Genomic DNA, 22,237 nt, shown 5'->3' with positions numbered 1-22,237 from the left:
GTAATTTGTAACCTGATTATGTTCCGGGGCGTCTTATTTTTTAAACACTTAATTATTATGAAGAAAATAAAAAACATCTGTAGCCTGCTATTTGTTTTGCTTTTTATCTTTGGGATATCGGATGCCGTTTCTGCCCAAAGCCTTGAAGTCAGGATAGACAGCCTGATCCTAAAAAATTTTAGCGATAAAAATGGTCCCGGCGGCGCATTTATGGTTGCCCGCCAAGGCAACATAATCTATCAAAAGGCATTCGGCAAAGCCAATTTGGAACTTGGGGTTGATATGACACCTGAAAATGTATTTCAGCTGGGTTCCATGACCAAGCAGTTTACGGCGATCGCAATACTGATTCTTGAGGAACAGGGGAAATTGAATATAGACGATCCCATATCGAAATACATACAGGATTATCCCGGCGGGAGTAAAATAAAGCTTCACCATTTGCTGACGCATACTTCGGGCATCAAAGACTTCACAAAGATGAAGTCGCTATCCGATATCGCTCAAAAGGAAATGACACCTAAAATGATGGTCGACTTCTTTAGGAATGAAGCGGCTGATTTTTCTCCCGGAGAAAAGTTTGAGTATAACAATTCCGGCTATGTGCTGCTGGGGTATATTATTGAGCTGGTGTCGAAGGAAACCTACGATAACTTTTTAAAAAAGTATATCTTTGATAAGGCAGGAATGGATCAGTCACGCTATGCCAGTGATCGAACGGTAATCGCAAAAAGGGCTTATGGATATCATAAGAAGGAATACGGTTACGTAAACAAAACGGTAATCGACTTTAGTGTTCCATTTTCGTCTGGTTCACTAATGTCTACCACTGCTGACATGCTGAAATGGCAAAATGCCTTAAATCGCAATGTTCTTCTAGGTAAGGCGGAAACAAGCAAAGCATTTCGCAGATACAAATTAAATAACGGCGACGAATTCTCCTATGGCTACGGATGGCACATAAAAGATATAAACGGGATACCGTCCCGTGAACATGGAGGGAGTATTTTCGGCTTTAAAACGATGGGGGTTTATATTCCTGAAAAAGATATTTACGTAGTAGGGTTCAGTAACTGCGACTGCAATTCTCCAACGCAGCTTGTAAGGGACATTGCTTCATTGGCGCTTAAATCCTAATTCTGCTCTTACAGCTATTGCTAAGAATTGATACAGCTTAACAGTACACGGCGATAGTCTAAATTGATTATTTACTATTGAAATTAAATAACATCTATAAATGAATATTCAGATTGCTAACGAATTAATAGAGATGGCTCGACATGACCTTCAGGTTCGGGATAAGCTATTAAAAGAAGGAAAACTCTTAGCAGGATATCATCCTGAAATGGAAAGCGTGCATAAAAAGAATGCGGCCTGTCTTAATGAAATTATAAATGCTATCGGGTATCCTACAAGATTAATTGTTGGACGGGAAGCCAGTGATGCTGCATGGCTTATTGTCCAGCACGCAATCAGTGAACCGGCATTGATGAGAAAATGCTATGAGCTATTATCCCGAAGCGATGGCGAAGTCAACCCTCAAAATCTTGCGTATCTACACGACAGGATCTGTTATTTTGAAGGAAGGCCGCAGAAGTACGGCACCCAGTTTGATAATCGTGGCCTATATCCTGTAGAGGATAAGGAAGAAATGATACGACTGCGTAAAGAATTGAAGCTTGGAGAATTAGAGCAGAACGCAATCATTGAAATTAAAACTGACGAACATAAGAATCTGCACCCGGACGATTTGGAGTTTAACAGCTGGCGAAAACAAGTTGGATGGATATAGTCCGAATTGGCTTTCGGTATTGCAGAATTAGAAAACGCTCAAGACTTTTTATTCACGGTTTTTCAAACAACTCCTAAAAATTTAACAGGATACGCACCATATTTATAACTGATCACCTTGGATTGATAATCTCAACGCATCAACTGTAACAAAAATGAAATATAAATGTCTTTGTAATAAAAAAACATGAAAAAATTTCTCAAATGGACAAAACGAATAGGCTTGGGCTTACTTTCATTGACCGTATTATTACTTATCGCTGGATTTGTGTTTGAAAGGATATCCCGAAATGATGCTGAAAAAATTAGTCCCGATGGCGGCTTTGCAGAAGTTGGAGATCACCGCCTGCATTATTTCAAAAAAGGAAATCGGGGGCCAACGGTTGTATTTGAAACTGCATTTGATCCTGCCGGACACCTTCAATGGTACAATATTCAACAAGAATTACCAACCTCCTATACAAGCTTTTCCTATGACAGGGCTGGAATTTTATGGAGTGACAGGGGTCACAACCCAAAATCAGGTGAGGAAATTGCTGGAGAATTACATCTCTTGCTGGAAAAAGCCAACGTCCCAAAACCGTATATTCTTGTAGGACATTCATTTGGAGGAACACTTGTTCGATTTTTTGTCAACAAATATCCTGAAGATGTAGCTGGTGTAATATTAGTGGATAGTCAATGTCCTGATGACGAAAAATATTTATCTCCCGAACTATTTAAAATGGTCAATCAAGGATTGCCAGGAGGTTTTTTGAAATTCGCAAATGACTTTGGCCTGGCCAGATTAATGTTCAAAAATATGTTCCCAAAGGATAAACAATACCAACATCAAAATTCAATAATGCCCGCTTTACTTTACAAAAGTGCTGATGCTGTGCTGGAAGAGCAAGATCAGATGCGTTCCATTAAAAAGGAAGCATCAAAAATAAAATCTTTTGGTGATATCCCTCTTTACGTATTGACCGCCGCAGATGAAAAACGCTATGATTCCTTTATTAAAGACGGTAAATTAAAATCTGAAATGATAAATGCCTGGTCTGTGATGCAAAAGGATTTTTTGCTTCTTTCTACCAACAGCAAACAAATCCTGGTTCCCAATAGTGGACATTATATCAACCAGGAACAACCAAAAGTCATTGAAAACGCAATCAATGATATGATTACAAAGACAATAGTTCCACAATAATTAATAATAAAAATTTTCCATCAGGGCTATCTGCAATTTAATAGAATTAATGATTTAATCATATTTTTGTAGATTCGTAAGTACTTTACTGAAACATTTTAGAAAATTGGCAAACGATGAAGGGTACCCGCTATTTTTTAAGAGACATTCAACAAAACAAATAAAAAGAAAAGATTGATCTATAAAGAGTTTCAGCCCGACAAATTACTGACCGATTTCGTAAAGAATTATTGGTGGTTTGATAATTCTGCAGCTCAGCAGCTGGACTTTACAATTTTGCCCGACGGATGTTTTGACCTTATTGTATCGTTTGATAATTACAAACAGGAAGAAATTTCACTAACAGGACTTTGGACAAAACAAGTTGAAGTTTCAATTGAGCCAAACCGGCAACTTTTCGGAATACGATTTAAATTATTAGCGGTCGACTATATTTTACAACAGAAAATTTCACCTTTTTGTAATAGCGAACAAATTCTGGAACACGATTTTTGGCAGATAGACCAATTATCATTTACAAATTTAGAAAGTACTACTGAAAACTTAGACAAAATTATGCTTAAAATTGTGAGTAAGCAAAAAAGCATCGATAACAAAAAACAGAATTTATTTAACTTGCTATATCAAACACATGGCCAAAAGACCGTAGAATGGTATTCTCAACAGGTTTTTTGGAACGCCCGACAAATTAATCGATACTTCAAAGACAGGTTTGATGTTCCTCTAAAATCATACTGCAAGATTTTGAAATGCTTTGATGCATTTAAGCATATAAAGAAAGGCCAGTTGTATCCAGAAAAAAATTATTTTGATCAGTCGCATTTTATCAAGGACTTAAAAAAATATACAGGAAACAAACCAACGGAATTGTTTGAAAACAAAAACGACCGATTTTTACAATTGACGACAATGAAAGAAAAGTAGTTTTGCATCATTAACATTTAAAAACAGCAAAATGAAATTTAGTAATATCAGACTTTTAGTAAACAACTTTGACAATTGCTTCACTTTTTACAACGACATCCTTGGTTTAGAATGCAACTGGGGCAAACCTGGAGAAAATTATGCTAGTTTTACCGTTGGGGGTACATCAGTATTAGCGTTGTTTAAGCAAGAATTAATGAGTAGCGCAATAACCAATGGCAAGCCCGGGGAAAACGAAATTCTTCAGGATAAAATTGCAATCATAATTCAAGTGGACAATGTAGATGAAACCTATATTACCCTACAAAATAAAGGTGTGATATTCCTGACAGAGCCAAAAGATATGAATGCATGGGGAATTAGAGTTACACATTTTAGAGATCCGGAAAACAATTTATTCGAATTGTATTCAGACTTACCATAAAAATAGGATAACCATAGAATTTTGTACAGCAAAGTGATTCCATAAAGGCTCATGAATAATGATGAAACTAATCGGTAATCACTTTGTTACGGTAATATCGTAAAACTGTAATCGGTCACCTTAGAGAGCAAATTTCACGTCAATATACTTTTTCTTCTGAATTTTAAGGTATAATTATCTTTTGCAGGGACTTAAAAAGCTTTGTAAAGTTCGCACGCTTCTTCAAAAATTGTACTCTCTTGAATTTGGTCATCGTTTCCTCCAGCATATGTCCTGAATTTCGGGAATAAAGTACAACAGGAATTTTTTTTATACCTTTAATATCACGAAGTAATTTGAGAAATCCAATTCCATCAAAATAAAGCATGTTGTAGTCCAGGAAAATTATATCAGGTGCTAATTTTGAATCCCTGAGCTTTTTTAGCGCTTCAAGCGCACTACCTTCTACTGATGATATAATTTTATGATTAATTGCATTCAGGACTAATACAAAAGTCTCTGCATCATCATTTACATCGTTGACTAGTAATATGTTTTTATATTTCATTCCCCAAATATTTTTTTAGCAGAAAAAGTGCTAATTTAAGGCAGTTATTGTATTTAAATTCCGTGCAATTTTATAACAAAATAAAACTATATCAAAGAGCAATAATGCTAATTTGTAATAACTCTGAAAAACTTTGTAATAACTTATAATCTATCTTTTAAATTGATAAATATGAAGTAGTGACTGTTTAATTTTAGTTAAACCGGCTTATTCCAGCCTGCTCATGCTATTTAGAATATGCATTGATGCCGCTTCGCAAAAATCCAGTCCGGAATAATCAGGATTGTAACCGCCAATATAGGGAACCGCCATAATGTACAGATTTTCATTGTAAGCTCCGTACTGATTAATAATTTGGAAATTATCATTGATGGCAATTCCGGATACGCTTAAAAAGTAACTGCCCTCGCTGTCTTTCTCTATAGCGCTATTGCCCTGTGAAAAAGCCAGATGACCTATTTCGTTTGACTTAAACTTTATTCGGGCAGGACTTATTGATTTTTGCGACAGTAGACTTTTAAAAGGGAAATCTTTATAAGACAGATGCGGCTGGCCCACACAGTCCACAAAAGTTTCATAGTAAACCGACCTGGGATTATGATCCGGATCAGAGAAATGGTAGACAATTCCTCCCCCGTTCTGAGGCTCTATTACACTGTCATCCCCTACGGGAATAATGTCCAGAACACCTGCATGATGCAGCGCCAGTAACTCAGTACACGATTTTTGCGGAACGAAAGCGATCACAATTGAAATTAACGGCATAAGTACTTTTTGAAGGCGTTGCATATCTTCCGCCGAAAGGTATTTGGCAGGGTGATTCATGGCAAAACTCAATACTGCCAGCATTTCTTTCCAATACACCGATTCTTCTCTTTTTATCGATTTCTCTGCCTGAATGTATTCTGCTTTTAAAAGCTGGAATGGTTCCAGACGTTCGCGAAGCTCCATCATTTCCGCTACAAAATCTTCGATACTGAGGTCCTTAATACGATCATAAAAATCAGGATCTTTCTCCCTGAAAATCTCTTTGAAATTTTTTTGAAACACAAAGTCTAAGGACAAAAACCCATCATTGTTTTTCCTGTGGATTTCAATATCTTCTTCGGTCAGAAGCGAATTATTTTTAAGATGAGAGTCCTCTAAATGAAACCTAACCGCCGGAAGCATGCCGTTTCTGGAATGCATAATGATTTTAAAATCCGGGCTTTCCGGGTGGTTTTGAAAACTTATATTTCCGTTTTCATCTTTTAAAAATGCTCCGTTTTCCCTGGCAAGAGTCCGTATGGCATCAATGGCTGTCAAAGACGAGCCCTTTATTGCTACCGCGTGATTTAGCTTAAGCAGAAGTTTAGATGGCGGATATGGAGCATCATAATATCCTTTAACTTTTCCTTCGTATCGAACTGGCCAGTTGTGTCCGGTACAAATGACTACATAATCAAATTTATCTTTACTAGTGGTGGTTTCTACCCAAACTTCTTTCCCTTGTTCATTATAACTAATATCCACCACATTGCTTTGGTAATGAATTCGCGTTGTTATTCCGGCTTCATTTGCTTTTTGCTCTAATAGTTTAAACTGGTCGGCAAGGTAATAGCCAAAAAGTAATCTGGGCAGTACTTTATACTCCGTAAAATTAGCAGTATCAATTTTAAATCTTTCCAGTATTTCTGCGGGTACGGTCAGAATCCATTCTGAAATGGAAGTGACAATTCCGGGTGTTTCATTATCTGATATATTGGTTACATGTTCATCGTTTGCTCCCTCATGGCTATAGGGCATTCCTGCACCAAGGGTACTTTTTCGTTCATAAATATCAATTTCGAAATTGGTTTTTCCTGATTCTACCAGTCTTTTATACATAAACAGTCCGCTTGGTCCTCCGCCTAAAATTGCAATTCGCTCTTTAATTATTTCCGTTTTCATTTTCGTTCTGTTACTATTTTCTTTAAAGTTTGTTCTACCTAATCGCTTATCTTAAAGCCATTTTTTTCTTTTAAACCAAAGAAAAATTATGACAGAAACTAAAACCATTACAATCACAGTAATGGGATATGCCCAGTAATAGTTTAGTTCCGGCATAAATTTGAAATTCATTCCATATATTCCTGCTATAAATGTCAGTGGCATGAAGAAAACGGAAAATACGGTAAGTACTTTCATAACGTCATTCGTTTTTCTGGCCGATAACGAGAGATAAATATTCAGCAATTCTTTGGCATCTTCCTGAACCTGATCATTGAGCATCAGCAATTTGGTATGAAGATCATGAACATCCCGAAGTGCCGGGGCTTCTTCTCCCTCGGCGCGAATTGAATTAACGATCTCATTACTGAGCAACAGCAGTTTTTTATATAATCCTGCCCTGTTTTTGAGGTAATAAATAGCCTCGATCATATCGGCGGGAATATTTTTTTTCAAAAATAATTTGGATTCGTAACCATCTATTTCATTGGATAAATCTATGGCAGGCTGTTCAAAGGAATGTAATGCATCACGGACAATATGAATGACGATGCCGGTACTTGTTTTAACTTTACCTGTATCCACATAATTTTCTTTGATTGCAGAAATTAACGGCTGTGCCGTACGATGCACCGTGATAATAAAGGATTGGTTATAAAAAATCGCAATTTTACAGCTCAGGCTCTGGACAGTCTGTAATTTTTCCTTGTTCTCATTGACCACTCTTATGATAAGAAAATGGGTATTATTATGTTCTTCGAATTTGGGAAGATGATCCGGATCAAGACAATCCAGTAATGCATAGGGATTTAGTTTATACTTTTCACTAATACCGGAGAGTTCTTCGCTTGTGGGGTCCACAGCATCAATCCAGGTAATCGCGGTATTTTTTATAGTACAGGTAGAAATAGGCATGTTGCTTTTTTTTAGTAATAACTAAGTCGTTTTGGTAGCATCTCTTTAGAAAAATTATAAGATAAATTTACTTCTACACAACTGAATTGGTTTACATAAAAGCTGTAAACTTTTTCAAAATTATAAGTCTTCTATTAAGTTAAAACGTGATCAGCGTATTTTAGAATCGTCATTTATACATTTCCGCCGAGCAGCGGCAAATGGTGTTTATATTAAAGCAGCAGTATTATACGAAGTAACATGGAAGTAAAAAAGCAGATTTGTTGTGATATGGGGCTACTATTCCTGATTAAATTACACAGGTAGAAAAATTCTCCTCCTCAATATAGAGTGTACATAAAGAATCCCTTAAAAAAAGTAGCTTCGGGAGGTAAAAATAAGAGGATAACGGCTATAATTCTGCACCATCTGGTCTGATAAAATTTAAAGATTCCAAAAAACCAATTACCCGGTCTTTTATTTCCTGATTGGCTGCCGTGTCAAATATCTCGTATTTATTTTGGTTTTCCTTATGCGGTTCTAATACATTAAATATTTTTACCACATGTGCCGCTGGCAATAGGGAAGCTATTGTTTCGCTTGAAGATTTTATTCCTGTTTTTTGTACAGAAACATCTAAATTTAAAATCGGATTATTGGTGTGCAATACTATTTTTCCTGTCATATCCGGTAAATCATGCATTAAGGCATCAATATCTTCGCGGGGAATAAACAGGATTATAATATCCGATTTCGCCGCTTCGTTTACACTGACCAATTTTGCATTACTGCCGATTCTTTGAACGACCTCTTTAAAACAACTGTTGTTGCGAATGTGGCTTATCAGTACTTCATGTCCCGATTTGGCAGCTCTGTCGGCATAATCCAACGTAATGCTGCATACTCCAATGATACCTATTTTCATCTGATACTTTTTATTTGTTTGTCCTTATTCTTTTCTTTTTGAAGGAGATCGATACTATAGTATAACGCTATTTATTCAAAACACGGATTACATTTTTGGAAAATTCCCTATAAAACAGTCTGTTCTTTCAAACAACCTGTTCTATAGGGATGATTTATTCTAACCTCAATACAAAATAGTATTGAATGCCTTAGTTATTATTTTTTTCCTTTTCTTCCTTGTGCTCCAAAATAGTATCACCAATAGCAAAGGATAATGAAAACCGCAATACATTATTCAATGCGGTATTGTGCTTAGAAGCTGAGCTCAGATAAGAAAAGTCAAATTTAACCTTCTTATATTGAAATCCGGATCCAAGAGTAAAGTACTTACGATTGCCTTTTTCACTGCTTTCATGAAAATACCCTGTACGTAATGCAAAAGATTTTTGGTATAAATATTCAAATCCAACTGCCCAGGTTACTTCCTTTACTTCTTCACTAAAACCTCCCGGTGCATCGGTAAACGAATTAAATGCTCCCTTTACAAAGCCTGCTTTTTGATATTCTGCATTGGTCTGGTTATCCTGCGGTGACGGAACCAACAGTTTATTAAACTCTACGGAAGTGGCTAACGTATGGTCCTGATTAAAAATAAAATCAAAACCTCCTCCTAATTTCAAATTGGCCGGTAAAAAACTTTCAGATGCGGTATCCCCGTTGTATTTCAGCTTAGGTCCAAGATTTGAAACATTGAATCCACCTCGCCAAATCCCGTTGAATCTATTGAAAGCCATTTCAGGTGTCTGGTAAAATCCTGCAATATCAACAGCAAATGAACTCGAAGCACGTGCATCAGGATTAGCTTCCTGAATTTGTAAATTAGAATGGATATATCTTCCCGTAACGGACATGGCAAATTTTTCGCTTAATTTTAGCGAGTAAGATCCATCAAAAGCCAATTCATTTGGTTTCATAATTTGACCCTGCTCCTCTTCATTTTGTTTGAATACGGTTTCCCCTAATCCAAAATACCGCAGACTGAAGGCATACGAACTTCTTTCGTTGATCTTATTGAAAAAATTTAAATTCAGCAGACCTGTATCATGCGATAAAGAGGACAGATAGGGTGTATAACTCAGTCCAATACCAAATTTATTTTCGGAAAAAGGATATTTTGCCGCATTCCATTGTTGCGAATAAACATCTGCTGATGTCGCAACTCCCATATCTCCGATACCGGATGCTCTGGCATCTGCCGAGACTTGTAAAAAAGGAACTCCCGTAGTAATTACCTTATTTTGTCCTTGTGCAATTAAATTTCCAACTCCAAGTAGTAGTGAAAATAAAAGAAATATTTTTTTCATGTGTATCTGTTAATTGTTTTTTGGGATTGAAATCGGAATACGCCTGCGATACAAAAGCTATTGGATGTAATAAAGAAGAATTTTATAAAACATTCCCTCTTGTATCGCTGCGCATTTCATTATTTACTCCCCTATCTTTTTATAAATTTGAAAACTGAAGATGTTCCCTCTTTTCCGCTCACATGCAGAAAATACGCTCCTGTTGGTAAAGTGCTCAAATCTAACTGGCTGTAGGTTTTAAGCTGCACATCTTCAATATTAAACTGGCGTACAGTTGAACCGTTCAGAGCCACTACATCAATAGTTACATCTCCAGCCCAACGGCTTGTCCATTTGATATTTACTATGTTCACAACAGGATTAGGGAATATATTAAGCTCCATAACTTCAGACTGGTTCACAATTACAGTTATACGTTGTTCTGCACTTGCCCCGTAAATATCTGTAGCTGTTAAAAGCAATTCTGTTTCTCCGTTCGCGATACTTTCAACTGTAAAACCAGTTCCTGATGTGGCTATTGATGCAATTGCCGGATCTGCCACAGTCGCCATAAAGGTCAGTTGATCTCCGTCGGGATCTTTGAAATAAGTATCAAAATTATAGGCTTCCTGTACGGATAATTTGTTAAATATAATTGATTGTGCACCAAGCGCTACAGGAGCACGATTATTTACTACGGTAACTTTTATTTGCTGTACAGTGCTTAATCCGAAAATATCTGTCGCTGTCAGGGTTAATACGGTTTCACCCGCAGCATGTGTTTCAATCACATATTGACCAAGTTCCTGTCCTATTGTAACTGACACAATATTTTCATTTGCTACTGTAGCATTGAAAGTCATTTTATCAGCATCCGGATCTGAGAAATAAGCCGCAAACTGACGTACATCAAAATAGTTCAGTTTGGAATAAACCAATTCTTCTGACGAAATCACTACCGGTGCCCTGTTGGTTTTCAAAACCTTCACTTCGAACGCCATTTCTGTAGCTGCTCCAAGTTCATCAACAGCAGTATAATTCAATGTGTACGTTCCGGCAGTTTCATAACCCGGAGCAAGTTTTATTGCAATTTCGCCACCAATCACTTCAAATGTTGCCCATGTCGGCGCATTTGGAGATGTAACTGTAATTTTATGATTTTCTGTATCGGTCAGGCCAATGTTTACCATTACTTCAGAAGCTTCATTCACCACTGTAACTTCATCAGGTACATTAGAGAAAACAGGCGCTTCATTAATATGTAAGTTAACCGGAATCTGACCCACTGCATTTACAGGATCATTGGTTCTCACTTTTAAAACAGCATGCTGGTCTCCACGTACTCCATTAGCAGCAGTAAAATCCAATTGCACCTCTTTTTTTCCACCCGGTGCAACAGCACCGTTTGGAAGTCCATTTATTGAAACCCAGGCATTAGACGTATATTTTTCCTCACCTGCCCTAACCATCCATCCATAACCAGGGTATAAATCAGCATCCTGCAAATCATACCATTTACCTTCACTATCAACCAATGTATATCTGCCGGGCGTATCTGTAATTCCTTCAACTGCACCTTGTACAAAAGGCAATTCATAAGGATATGTTATCACAACATAAAAGTCCTCGTTCGGATAGAGTCCTTTTGGCTCTTTAATAGGCAATGTTACCCATGCCCCGTTTTTATCTCCTTCATATACATAATCCACATAACCCTGATCAATTATAGTCGCTTCGGCAACAGAAGAACCACCGGCACGTATTTCGTAAGCAATCGTTCCTGCTGGTTTATCCATTGCAAACATGAAAGTCTGGAAATGTGATAACGTAAAACCGTCCTTACCGGCATTAAATCGTGTTGCCGCTGTGAAAGGTTCTCCACCGTCATAACCAAAATGAGTATCTGCAGCCATCTTATCCTCGTGAGCCAAAACTCTGTTAAAGGCAGGATCAGCGTATACAGCAGTTCCTCCTTTAGGCGCAGGAGAAGATCGTACGATAGAAGAAACTTTGGCGGTTTTTGCTTTTTTTGCCATTATTTCGGAGCGTGAAGTACTGCCCGTTGCAGCTTTTCTGAGGTAGTCAATACTCAATTCATATTTTAAAGTCCCTCCACCATTGCTATTATTAAAAGTCGCAAATTGTGTATCGGTGTCCGTTAAATAATTAACAACACTATTAACTTCATTCGTTTGTACTGCTAAAGCCGGAGGTAAGATCACTTCCGCTTTTATTGGAAGCATCATTTTTGCTACTGTTGCATTGCTTTCAATAACAATATGATCAATTACAGAACCAGCTGCCGTTGGGGCATATGTAATTCTGAATTTAGAGTTTTCTCCCGGCAGTATTGTCGGGTAATTACCTGCAAGGTCATTTATATTGGCCCAACTCCAGTACCCTCCCCCAAACCAGTCTTCAAAAAAAGCATAGGTTTCGAGGGTATATGCTGCAGAACCGCTTTCTATAGCAATAGCAGTTATCGAAAGATTTTCAGCACCTGTATTTTGAATTGAAAACTCTCGCGTGTAGCTCGCAGCAGGATTGACCATTATTTCACCAAAATTTATTTCTTCAGGATTTGAAGTAATAACTGGTGCCCCTGTTACCGTTAATTTAATTGGTTTTTCAAGCCATTCCTGACCAGGAACATTGGTACGTAATTTTAATTTAGACGAATATTCGCCGGCATAGATATTACGTGCATCAATATCAATCTGAGCATTTAAAGTAGTTCCTGCAGGAATAACATGTTTTTGCGCCGGATTAATGACATATGCCAATCCTTTTCCGTGATTTACATTGGCATAATTTGAAATTGCCACAAAATCGGAATGGTCGCCATTCTGAAGTCCGATAGCAGTTAAATTAGTGGTCAGATCTGAAGTTCCATTCACTTTATATTGAAACTTCATCGTCCCGTTTTTATAAAAGATAACTTCTGCCGAAGTCGGATCTCCCAATCCTCCAAAGAAATTTGAAAAATATTCCCATGAGATAATCATCTTTTCAGCATCACTATAATAGAAAACGCCTACTTCATCTGCCGGATATGTTGTCGTATCAAAAGCACCAAACGTCCAATAAGGAGCGATAAGGGTTTTAAACAAATCCGTCGGGATCATATCATTCATTGCGGCACTGGCGTCCGGTGTATCAAAAGTCAATAATCCTGTAGTACCAACATTTATATCCGTATACTCTTTACCATAAAAATTAAAAGACCACGGTAATGTTATTTTATTCCAATACTGATCAGTATCAAAAATATCTTCCGGTAATGGCAGGTGAGTTCCTGTTTTACGGATATCAATCCATTGATAATTTGTTCCATCATTAAAAGTTTCATAACTGTAGGTGAAATTTGGAATAGCTTCTGCAGGACTTACCGGTACAGAGGCAGTCAGCCAGTTTGTTCCTGTAGCCACTACTTCAAGATCAGCGATTCCTGTATTCTCTATTTTTAATGGAAACTTAGCCGTTTGTCCATGTTGTAAAGTCGTCGTGATCAGATCTAAATCCGCAACAATAATACCAGGAGGATCTAATACTTTTCCGGAAAGTGTGATCGCATAACTACCACCTTTATCATCCGTAATTCGCAATACATCACTTAAATCAGCCACCAGATTTGTCGGCATAATTACATCGTACACTTTGCTAAATCCGGGTGCAATAGTTGCAGTTGTTTCGCCGGTAACCTGAAATTTAGCATTGTCTAAAGCAAATCCTGTTAAGGTTACTGGTGCAGTGCCGTTATTTTTAATATTAAATTTTCGTGCCGCAACGGCTCCCTGAAATACATCGCCAAAATTAATATCCGTATGAGAAAGAGTCAGTTCAGCTTTACCTCCGCTTGTGATGTTAATTTGAATCAAAGGATTAACCTGAGTATTTAACGGATCTGTAGAGACAACATTTAAATATCGGTTGATGGTGCCTTCATGCAAAGCAGCTGTTTCCATAACGACATCCATCTTAGCAGATTCACCCGGCAACAAAATACCGCCGGCATTACTGATAGATGTAATCATGTCAGGACCCGGATAATCAAATCCTAAAGCCAGCCCTGAGTAAATTTTGGTTGTTTTATTATAATTATTTACCAAGATCCCATCTGTCTGCGCATAATCTTCGATCAAAATGTTCAGATAAGCCAGATCCTGCTCAGAAAAAGTAATATTGTCATAATAGAAACGAATGTTACCATCTGCAAATAATACCATTTGTGTCGTTAAAGTTCCGGAGGATCCATCGGTAAGATTGGTATATTGCACGATCACTTTATCCGGTTCTACTTTATAATAAACAGCACCTCCGGCAGCCAATTCAACAAAAGTTCCTAAAGGAGAAATATATCCTTTCGGAGAATAGGGCGCTCCATCTAAATCCGGAGCATTAATAGGTCTAACGGTATCATCAAAAGTTGTAAAACCTCTGTAACTCACATAAAGTTTTTTCATTTTTTCAGCATAGTAAGGAAAATCAAATCCCATTTCAACAGGAAAGTACCTGTCAGCCTCTGCTTTAAAATAATTGGTAATATCTGTTCCTGAACCTGAAATATCCTGATATTCGTAAGCTAATGGAGCACTTTCAGAAGCATAATTTGTACGGTATTTATATCCGTATTTATGATAACCGCCTTCCCACGTGTCACTTGTTCCGGATTGGTCATATTTTGGAATAAAATATTTCAATGCCGCCTGGCCTTCGTTTTTAACGGTAACCGAAGCCGTTACCTGATCTCCCAATGCAACATTATCAATCAATTGCGTCATTGGATCCACCACTATTTTGGCAGGCTCAGCACTTACTCCGAATAAAATAACTCTTAGTGTTTTCGGACTGCTGGCAGAAGTGAGCGTTACAAAACCATTATCGTTTCCTGTAGCATTTGGTGTATATTTAACTTTCAGCAGCACTTCACTATCCGCAGTAATTTGATTCGGAGCTGAACTGGTAAGCTGGAAATTTGGATTAGAAATATTTACGGCAATATCATTGAAATTACCCAATCCTGTATTTTTAACTACAAATTCCATTTCCTTGGAAGTCCCTTTAAAAACACTGGAAAAGTCCAGTTTTTCAACAGATTTAAGAACCGGCTGCTGACCTGATACATTAACAGTAACCGGAAGCTTCAGCGCTCTGTTCGTTCCATCATTAGATTTTAAAATAGCATTTGCATGATAAGTACCGTTAATCAGCTTAGAGGCATCGGCTGAAAGAGTTGTGTTTTGTGTCGTATTTCCATTTAATTCTCCGTTAGCAGGATCCATCGACAGATATTCTCCTAAATATTTGTTTTGGCTTCTCGCAATACTAAACCATGCAAAATCATTGCTATCCAGTGCAACGCCTAATGGTCCCCAGGTTTGTCCTGAGTCAAAAGAAATAAAACAATTGTCAGATCCTTCCGGTGAATTCTCGTAACCAATAGATAAAGGATAAAGATTTCCTGCCGGAATATGCATTACAACCCAAAAAGTCTCTCCTTGCTGAAAATACAATTGTTCATCTAATGTAACATATGCATAACCCTGAGCGGCACTTGCAGGCCTATATTCCTGTGCATAAATTAGATTTTCTTTCTTAAGCTGAGTTCCTTTATAAACTTCAAAAACTACAGGGCCTAATGCAGGATCTACCTGAAGGTAACTCACAATTTGTGTCAGATTGAAACCATCCGTTTCGCTGACCACATATTTTGTGGCAGCTGAATTTGGAATATTCACATCGGTATCTCCAATAAGATCTGTAGGGTAATCACAAAAACTTTTTTCTTGCGGATTAAATTCAGAAGCTTTAGCAGTTGCAGTTTTAGAAGATGCTGCAATCTGAGATTTTCTTCTGCCTACTTTACCTGCAGCCGCAACTTTTGTTGTTTTAGCAGAAGGATAGTGTATGTTTTTGGCAGAATAGGAAAGAGAAGCATCTTTATGACGAGCTGCAAACTCCCATCTCAAAACCCCTTCTCCGTTGTTTAAGATTGTCATTTCATGTGATCCTTTAAAAGAAGTACTGGCATCCACATCAATTACAATGTCCTTACTAGTGTTATCAACATCTATTTTTGGTCCCTCATTTGTGGTACCCTGGACAATATTCGATAATTCAGATAAATTATTCCATCTGTCACCCGAAATCACGGTAAAATAATAGGATGTAAGTCCCAAAAGTCCGTTAACCGAATGAGTAATAATTTCTCCCGGCAGAGCGGTATTTTTAATAATATCATATTGTGCCGATGCAATATTACTCTTTGTTATAGGTGAAGTACTGTAGTAAATACGAAAATCCACAGGCTGCATATCATCTGTATCAGTTGGAACAGTCCAGGATAAATTAGCAAATTCCTGTGCGATTCCTTTTAAAGCTAAATCGGTAATAGCATTTGGAGTAACACCGGCATTATTTTGAATGGCCAAAAATGCATCTATATGTCCTGAACCTAATTTTCCTGCGTAGTCAGGATTATGACTGTCAATATCAACAACACCTGTTATAAGTTTTGTTCTCAAAACTTCTGGTGTTAACTGACTTTTACGATTTGCCAGAGCAAGTGCCGCAATACCGGAAACGTGTGGACAAGCCATCGAAGTTCCCTGATAAAAACCATATTGGTTTTTAGGCAATGTACTTAAAACACCATTTTTTGAACCCAGATCAGTTTCTCCTCCAGGAGCAGCAATGTCTACCCAGGTACCGTAATTAGAGTAACTGGCTTTTTCCCAGTTTGGTCCAATAGAACTTACAGATAAAGTATTTTCATAATGTCCCGGATACCAGTCTCCATCAGAGTTGCTGTTTCCTGCGGCAAAAATTACTATACCCCCTTTCATTGGGCTATTGGGAAAATCTCCCGCTTCAGCAATAAAATAGTCTATCGCCTCTTTGATCGATTCGTCAAAATTTCCCGGGCTGGTATATCCCCAACTGTTTTGAGAAATTACAGAACCATTATTGGCTGCGTAAATATAACTTTCCTCAAAGCTGCCGCCTCCTAACGTCTGAACCGACATTATTCTGGTACCATCATTATTTCCGCTGCCTCCGGCAACACCACAGACACCTATCCCATTATTGTTTACGGCAGCTATTGTACCCGCTACGTGAGTTCCGTGCGGTTGCGCTTCAATAGCTCCGGTATTTTTGTCAAAATTCCATCCATGAATATCATCCGTATAACCATTTCCATCATCATCAACGCCGGGAACCCCATTAAGCTCCGCTAAATTGGTCCAGATATTCGCTTTTAAATCGGGGTGCTCAATATCTACTCCCTGATCATGTATTGAAACTATAATATTCGGATTACCCTTTACGACATCCCACGCTTTGAATAAATTAATGTCGGAACCATTCGGATATCCCGTTTGTCCTGTATTATTATAATGCCATTGATCCGGCAAACTGGGATCATTAAAATAAGAAGCTGCTCCGGAAGTTTTCTTCTTAGGAATACTTTTAACTGGTGTAAAATTATAATCCGAAAGCACTTTTTGCTTCTCTGTTTCAGCAGTCTCAATTTCAGCAATTCCTTTATACTTCTGAACTGCTTCTTTAACGCTCTGGTTCGCGTCAATATCTACAACATACCATAAATCAAGTTTGTGCTTTCGCAATTTTGCTTCTAATATCGGATTAGGGTTTTCAGGAAACAGCCTATGCATATTCCGGGCTCCAACCTTAGCAGAGACCTTGTCAAATGCCTGAATTCCTGTTGTAAGTTTTTTCCCTGTAGTCACATTCATTTTCTTTAAAGTTTGTGACAATTGTCCTGAAAATTTAATCTTTACAGAACCTTGTTTGACACCTTCTTTAAAGGTCGCTTGCTGACCAAAGGAAAAAACAGACCAAAGCGAAAAAATAAAAAACCATAATAATCGATTTCCTCTTTTGTAATAATTTGTCATTAAAGTTGTTTTTTGGTTAGTTAATAATTCAATGTATTGGCAATAGATCCTACTTAAGTTTAATTACTAATCATAATTTTTTATGAAAATAGTCTGCTATTTAAACAAAACATTAAATGTTTCGCAACAAGAATATGGAAAAATCAAATAGTTCGGCTTTGAAGAATAGTTACATCTTATATATAGAGAATAAACAACCATTACATTTGTATAACAAGTAACCATAAAACACTGTACACAAAGTATTTACATGAATAAAATTTTCACTGATTATAGAATTAAAAACAAGACTTAACCCTATTTAAAATGCGTTTTTTTTACCGAAGTTTTTTTTACGTATGGGTATAGCGGAATAGTAATTTTAGAAGTGGAAGTGCTACTAAAATCCTTATTTATAAAGTCTGGATATTTTTAATGGGTACTCTCCCATTAAATAAGAGCAAGCAAATAATCCGCTGTATATTTTAAATCCTTACAGGTGATGTTGTACTGAATTTTAAAAAAAGTTTTTACAAATCCCATAAATGATAATTCTAAAACTCGAAAATAATTCATAGTTTAGCGGATAAAATTAAATTAAATTGAAGTATTCACAGCTATATATAGGGATCTTACTGTTTTGTTGTGATGTACTGTTTTCACAAAATATTGATCGTCTTACACTTCAATATCAGAAAAGTACTGAACCGGATAAAAAGGTGGATCTGCTGCTTCAAACGGGACATCTATTAGAAAAAAGAGACCTGGATTCTGCATTGTTCTATTATAAAAAGGCATTACCCTTTGAGAAAAAAATTACGGACACCCTTTTAGGAAGAGTGTACTCCAATATAGGAAATGCCAATCTTTTAAAAGGCAACATTGATATTTGCCTCGAATATCAGTTAAAAGCACTGAAAATTTATGAACAATACCCTCCTCAAAAAGATATCCTAAAAGTCTATAACAGTATTGCCCTAGTCTATTTTTATCAGACAGATTTTGAGAAAGCTCTTGTAAAATTCAAGCAGGTAGAAGACTTATTGAATAAAAAAATTATAAAAGATCCAATTAAAGAGCACCAGATCAAAGGAAAAGTACTCAATAATATTGGGATTATTTATGATAATAAAAACCAGACCGATATCGCGCTTGAGTATTTTATGCAGGCCTCGACACACAGCAAAAAGGCAAAGGACAATGAAAATCTGTCCTCCGTATATTCCAATATGGGAATTATCTATCTTAAAGGAAAACGCTATGACCTTGCTGAAGCCATTTTTATAGAAGCCCTTAATATCAGAAAACAAGAATCCGATATATTCGGGCTATGCAAATCCAATTATCACTTAGGAAGGCTTTATAAAGAAAAAAAACAATTTGATAAAGCACAAGAATACTTGCTTAACAGTCTTAAGCTATGTAAACAAGCGAATTCATCCTCTTCAAGAGCATCCGTTTTAGACGAACTTAGCCTTGTAATGGCCGGAAAAGGAGATTACAAAAATGCCTACAACTATCACGTTGCATATAAGTCTTTAAGCGACAGCCTTTTTAATAAAGAAAACCAAAAAAAGATTACCCGGGCAGAAATGCAGTACAAATTTGATAAAGAAAACCAAACTGCCAAAATAGCGCAAAGCCAAAAAGAACTTGTATACTCTATTATTGCTATCGTTTTAATTCTGGGAATTATTATCGCTATCATTATGTATCGGCTTCAGGAAACCAAAGCCAAAATTCAGCAACTGGCAAAAGAAAGCGCTGAATTGAGTAACAAGGAACTTTCATTGCGGGAAAACACTTTAAAAAGAGAATTAGAGTTTAAGAACAAAGAGCTTACAACGAATATCATGTACCTCCTAAAAAAGAACGAGTTCAATACTGAAATTTCAAATCGTTTGGTAGATTTGAAAAAGCAAATGAAGAAAAATGATCAGGAAGTTATTCAAAAGATAATAATAGACATTAAAAGCGCTCAGGATGACGATATCTGGAAAGAATTTGAAGTCCGCTTTAGTCAGGTTTATAACGAATTTTATGAACGATTAAACACTAAATATCCGGACTTAACACTCAATGAGAAAAGGATTTGTGCCTTTCTAAGGTTAAACATGACCACAAAAGAAATTTGCGCACTTACACGTCAGTCTTATAACAGTCTGAATGTGGCAAGGGCAAGGTTGAGAAAGAAACTCAATATTCAAAATGAGGATATTAATCTGGTCACTTTTTTAGAAAACATATAGATTAATATATCAAACAGACAAAAAGAGTACCCAATTAACAGCTCAGTTATTTATCGAATTTTAATTTGTAATTTAGTTTAAAAGAAATTTAATCCCTTATCCTTTAATTCCAACAAATATGCGTTCTACTCTCCTCTTATTAGTACTCTTAGTCTTTTGTTCCTGTAAAAACGAGCCCAAATCAGATTCCCTTTCCAACTATTTCACCTATAATCAGGAGGATGCTGTAGAATCAGCCGGTGTAAAAATGATTCCAATTAAAACACCTGTAGGGGATTTTAAAGTCTGGACAAAACGTTTTGGTACTAATCCGAAGATAAAAGTATTGCTTTTGCACGGAGGACCGGCGATGACTCATGAATATATGGAATGCTTTGAAACTTTTTTTCAGCGTGAAGGCTTTGAATTTTATGAATACGATCAATTAGGATCCTATTACAGTGATCAGCCAAAGGACAGCAGCTTATGGACTACCGAAAGATTTGTAGAAGAGGTAGAGCAGGTTCGAAAAGCTATTGGAGCAGATAAAAATAATTTTTATGTATTAGGAAATTCGTGGGGAGGAATTCTGGCCATGGAATATGCCTTAAAATACCAAAAAAATCTAAAAGGACTGTTAGTTTCCAATATGGTAGCCAGTGCTCCGGAATATGGCAAATATGCTGATGAAGTATTAGCCAAACAAATGAAACCGGAGATATTGGCAGAAATCAGGTCTTTGGAAGCTAAAAAAGACTTTAACAATCCACGTTATATGGAACTTTTAATTCCTAATTTCTACAAAGAACACCTGTGCAGATTAAAAGAATGGCCAGACGGATTAAACCGTGCCAGTAAACACGTTAATGGAGAAATCTATACATTGATGCAAGGACCAAGCGAATTTGGTATAAGCGGTCGTTTAGCCAAATGGGATATTAAGAATCGCCTGCATGAAATTGCAACCCCCACCCTCATGATTGGCGCTAAATATGATACGATGGATCCTAAAGCAATGGAAGAGCAAAGTAAGCTAGTTCAGAACGGACGTTATTTATATTGTCCAAACGGAAGTCACCTGGCCATGTGGGATGATCAAAAAGTTTTTATGAGCGGAGTTATCCGGTTTATCAATGATGTCAACGATAATAAGTTATAAAATCTGAAAAAAAATAATTAAACAGTTACAATATTTTTTGTTGCTGTTTTTTTCTATTACATACTTACAGTTACTTATATTTTAAGAATATTTTTATTATCCCTTTGCAAATTGTTAATTACTACACCTTGAGTAGATAAAAAAATTCCAATCCTAATTTAGCCAAATTATCTCTTACTACATCAGCTATTTTTCATCTGGGCGTTTCCCTTTGGGCCGGGCTCTTCGCTAAATCTTTTGCGGAATTGGTTTAGTTCGGCTTCGCTACAGGTTTGGGATACCCGCAAAAGGATATCGCTGCGATCCCTAACGCACTGAGGTATAAATACAAAATTCCAATTCCGATAGCCATGGGACAAGCACCAAATTCCAATACTTGCCGCACAGCTTTGCGTACCTTGCAATTTAAAGTCATTTTCAAATCCCTTCTGCGCACTTTGCGGTTAAATCCATCAACAAATCAATTCTTACTACATGTGTATTTCATCCGGGCGTTTCCCTTCGGGCCGGGCTCTTCGCTAAATCTTTTGCGGAATTGATTTAGGCCGGCTTCGTCACAGGTTTGGGATTCCCGCAAAAGGATATCGCTGCGATCCCTAACGCACTGAGGTATAAATACAAAATTCCAATTCCGACAGCCATCGGGACAAGCACCAAATTCCAATACTTTCCGCACAGCTTTGCGTCCTTTGCGATTTCAGAGGATTTAGTAAACCCTTTTGCGTGCTTTGCGGTTAAAATCCATCAAGAAAATCACTTCTTAAAACATCATCAGGTATTACTTTTGGGCGTTTCCCTTTGGGCCGTGCTCTTCGCTAAATCTTTTGCGGGATTGCTTCACGTGGCTATTTACAGATCTGACATTCCCCGCAAAAGGATATCGCTGCGATCCCTAACGCACTGAGGTATAAATACAAATCTCCAATCCCGACAGCCAGCGGGACAAGCCCCAAATTCCAATACTTG

13 protein-coding genes are annotated in these 22,237 nt (G+C 37.1%); 7 read left to right on the top strand and 6 right to left on the bottom strand.

The features are described from left to right. The first annotated feature begins 18 nt into the window (after positions 1–18). The 5 genes from LPB89_RS11600 to LPB89_RS11580 all read left to right on the top strand — a co-directional run bounded on the left by LPB89_RS11600 (position 19) and on the right by LPB89_RS11580 (position 4,328). A complete protein-coding gene (locus LPB89_RS11600; RefSeq protein WP_230701965.1) occupies positions 19–1,137 on the top strand; it encodes a serine hydrolase in 1,119 nt (372 codons plus the stop codon). 100 nt (positions 1,138–1,237) lie between these two features. Continuing rightward, positions 1,238–1,792, top strand: a complete 555-nt coding sequence (locus tag LPB89_RS11595; protein WP_230701964.1) for a DUF6624 domain-containing protein — start codon at positions 1,238–1,240, stop codon at positions 1,790–1,792. Positions 1,793–1,978: 186 nt separating this feature from the next. Beyond that, the gene (locus tag LPB89_RS11590; protein ID WP_230701963.1) at positions 1,979–2,980 is read left to right on the top strand and encodes an alpha/beta hydrolase; all 1,002 of its coding nucleotides are present in this window, start codon (positions 1,979–1,981) and stop codon (positions 2,978–2,980) included. Positions 2,981–3,154: 174 nt separating this feature from the next. Beyond that, entirely contained in the window at positions 3,155–3,904 is a 750-nt protein-coding gene (locus LPB89_RS11585) for a DUF6597 domain-containing transcriptional factor (protein WP_230701962.1), read from the top strand. A 31-nt stretch (positions 3,905–3,935) separates the two neighbouring features. Further along, a complete protein-coding gene (locus tag LPB89_RS11580; protein ID WP_230701961.1) occupies positions 3,936–4,328 on the top strand; it encodes a VOC family protein in 393 nt (130 codons plus the stop codon). A gap of 163 nt (positions 4,329–4,491) precedes the next feature. Here the strand turns inward: LPB89_RS11580 and LPB89_RS11575 are convergent, their stop codons facing one another. The 6 genes from LPB89_RS11575 to LPB89_RS11550 form a co-directional block, all read right to left on the bottom strand. Further along, on the bottom strand, positions 4,492–4,875 hold the full coding sequence (locus LPB89_RS11575) for a response regulator (protein ID WP_230701960.1): 384 nt from the start codon (positions 4,873–4,875) through the stop codon (positions 4,492–4,494). Between the two features lie 207 nt (positions 4,876–5,082). Beyond that, complete coding sequence (locus tag LPB89_RS11570; protein ID WP_230701959.1) at positions 5,083–6,804, bottom strand: FAD/NAD(P)-binding protein; 1,722 nt, start codon at positions 6,802–6,804, stop codon at positions 5,083–5,085. Between the two features lie 51 nt (positions 6,805–6,855). Further along, complete coding sequence (locus tag LPB89_RS11565; protein ID WP_230701958.1) at positions 6,856–7,758, bottom strand: CorA family divalent cation transporter; 903 nt, start codon at positions 7,756–7,758, stop codon at positions 6,856–6,858. Positions 7,759–8,149: 391 nt separating this feature from the next. Next, on the bottom strand, positions 8,150–8,662 hold the full coding sequence (locus LPB89_RS11560; protein WP_230701957.1) for an NADPH-dependent F420 reductase: 513 nt from the start codon (positions 8,660–8,662) through the stop codon (positions 8,150–8,152). A 190-nt stretch (positions 8,663–8,852) separates the two neighbouring features. Continuing rightward, positions 8,853–10,007: a type IX secretion system outer membrane channel protein PorV gene (gene porV / locus LPB89_RS11555; RefSeq protein ID WP_230701956.1), complete on the bottom strand. Its 1,155-nt coding sequence runs from the start codon at positions 10,005–10,007 to the stop codon at positions 8,853–8,855. Positions 10,008–10,138: 131 nt separating this feature from the next. Further along, positions 10,139–17,905, bottom strand: a complete 7,767-nt coding sequence (locus tag LPB89_RS11550; protein WP_230701955.1) for a S8 family serine peptidase — start codon at positions 17,903–17,905, stop codon at positions 10,139–10,141. A 581-nt stretch (positions 17,906–18,486) separates the two neighbouring features. Here LPB89_RS11550 and LPB89_RS11545 point away from each other — a divergent pair. Together LPB89_RS11545 and LPB89_RS11540 are read left to right on the top strand one after the other, a co-directional pair. Beyond that, positions 18,487–20,133, top strand: a complete 1,647-nt coding sequence (locus LPB89_RS11545) for a tetratricopeptide repeat protein (protein WP_230701954.1) — start codon at positions 18,487–18,489, stop codon at positions 20,131–20,133. A 118-nt stretch (positions 20,134–20,251) separates the two neighbouring features. Further along, positions 20,252–21,271, top strand: a complete 1,020-nt coding sequence (locus LPB89_RS11540; protein ID WP_230701953.1) for a proline-specific peptidase family protein — start codon at positions 20,252–20,254, stop codon at positions 21,269–21,271. Positions 21,272–22,237: the final 966 nt, after the last annotated feature.

The organism is Flavobacterium sp. ENC (assembly GCF_020991415.1).
Classification (GTDB): domain Bacteria; phylum Bacteroidota; class Bacteroidia; order Flavobacteriales; family Flavobacteriaceae; genus Flavobacterium.
The sequence above is the reverse complement of the archived record's forward strand: the minus strand, read 5'-3'. Positions and strand labels throughout refer to the sequence as shown.

Coding starts and splice junctions, on each gene's coding strand:
- LPB89_RS11600 (WP_230701965.1), top strand. CDS start 19: ATGTTCCGGGGCGTCTTATTTTTTAAACACTTAATTATTATGAAGAAA.
- LPB89_RS11595 (WP_230701964.1), top strand. CDS start 1,238: ATGAATATTCAGATTGCTAACGAATTAATAGAGATGGCTCGACATGAC.
- LPB89_RS11590 (WP_230701963.1), top strand. CDS start 1,979: ATGAAAAAATTTCTCAAATGGACAAAACGAATAGGCTTGGGCTTACTT.
- LPB89_RS11580 (WP_230701961.1), top strand. CDS start 3,936: ATGAAATTTAGTAATATCAGACTTTTAGTAAACAACTTTGACAATTGC.
- LPB89_RS11575 (WP_230701960.1), bottom strand. CDS start 4,875: ATGAAATATAAAAACATATTACTAGTCAACGATGTAAATGATGATGCA.
- LPB89_RS11570 (WP_230701959.1), bottom strand. CDS start 6,804: ATGAAAACGGAAATAATTAAAGAGCGAATTGCAATTTTAGGCGGAGGA.
- LPB89_RS11565 (WP_230701958.1), bottom strand. CDS start 7,758: ATGCCTATTTCTACCTGTACTATAAAAAATACCGCGATTACCTGGATT.
- LPB89_RS11560 (WP_230701957.1), bottom strand. CDS start 8,662: ATGAAAATAGGTATCATTGGAGTATGCAGCATTACGTTGGATTATGCC.
- porV (WP_230701956.1), bottom strand. CDS start 10,007: ATGAAAAAAATATTTCTTTTATTTTCACTACTACTTGGAGTTGGAAAT.
- LPB89_RS11550 (WP_230701955.1), bottom strand. CDS start 17,905: ATGACAAATTATTACAAAAGAGGAAATCGATTATTATGGTTTTTTATT.
- LPB89_RS11540 (WP_230701953.1), top strand. CDS start 20,252: ATGCGTTCTACTCTCCTCTTATTAGTACTCTTAGTCTTTTGTTCCTGT.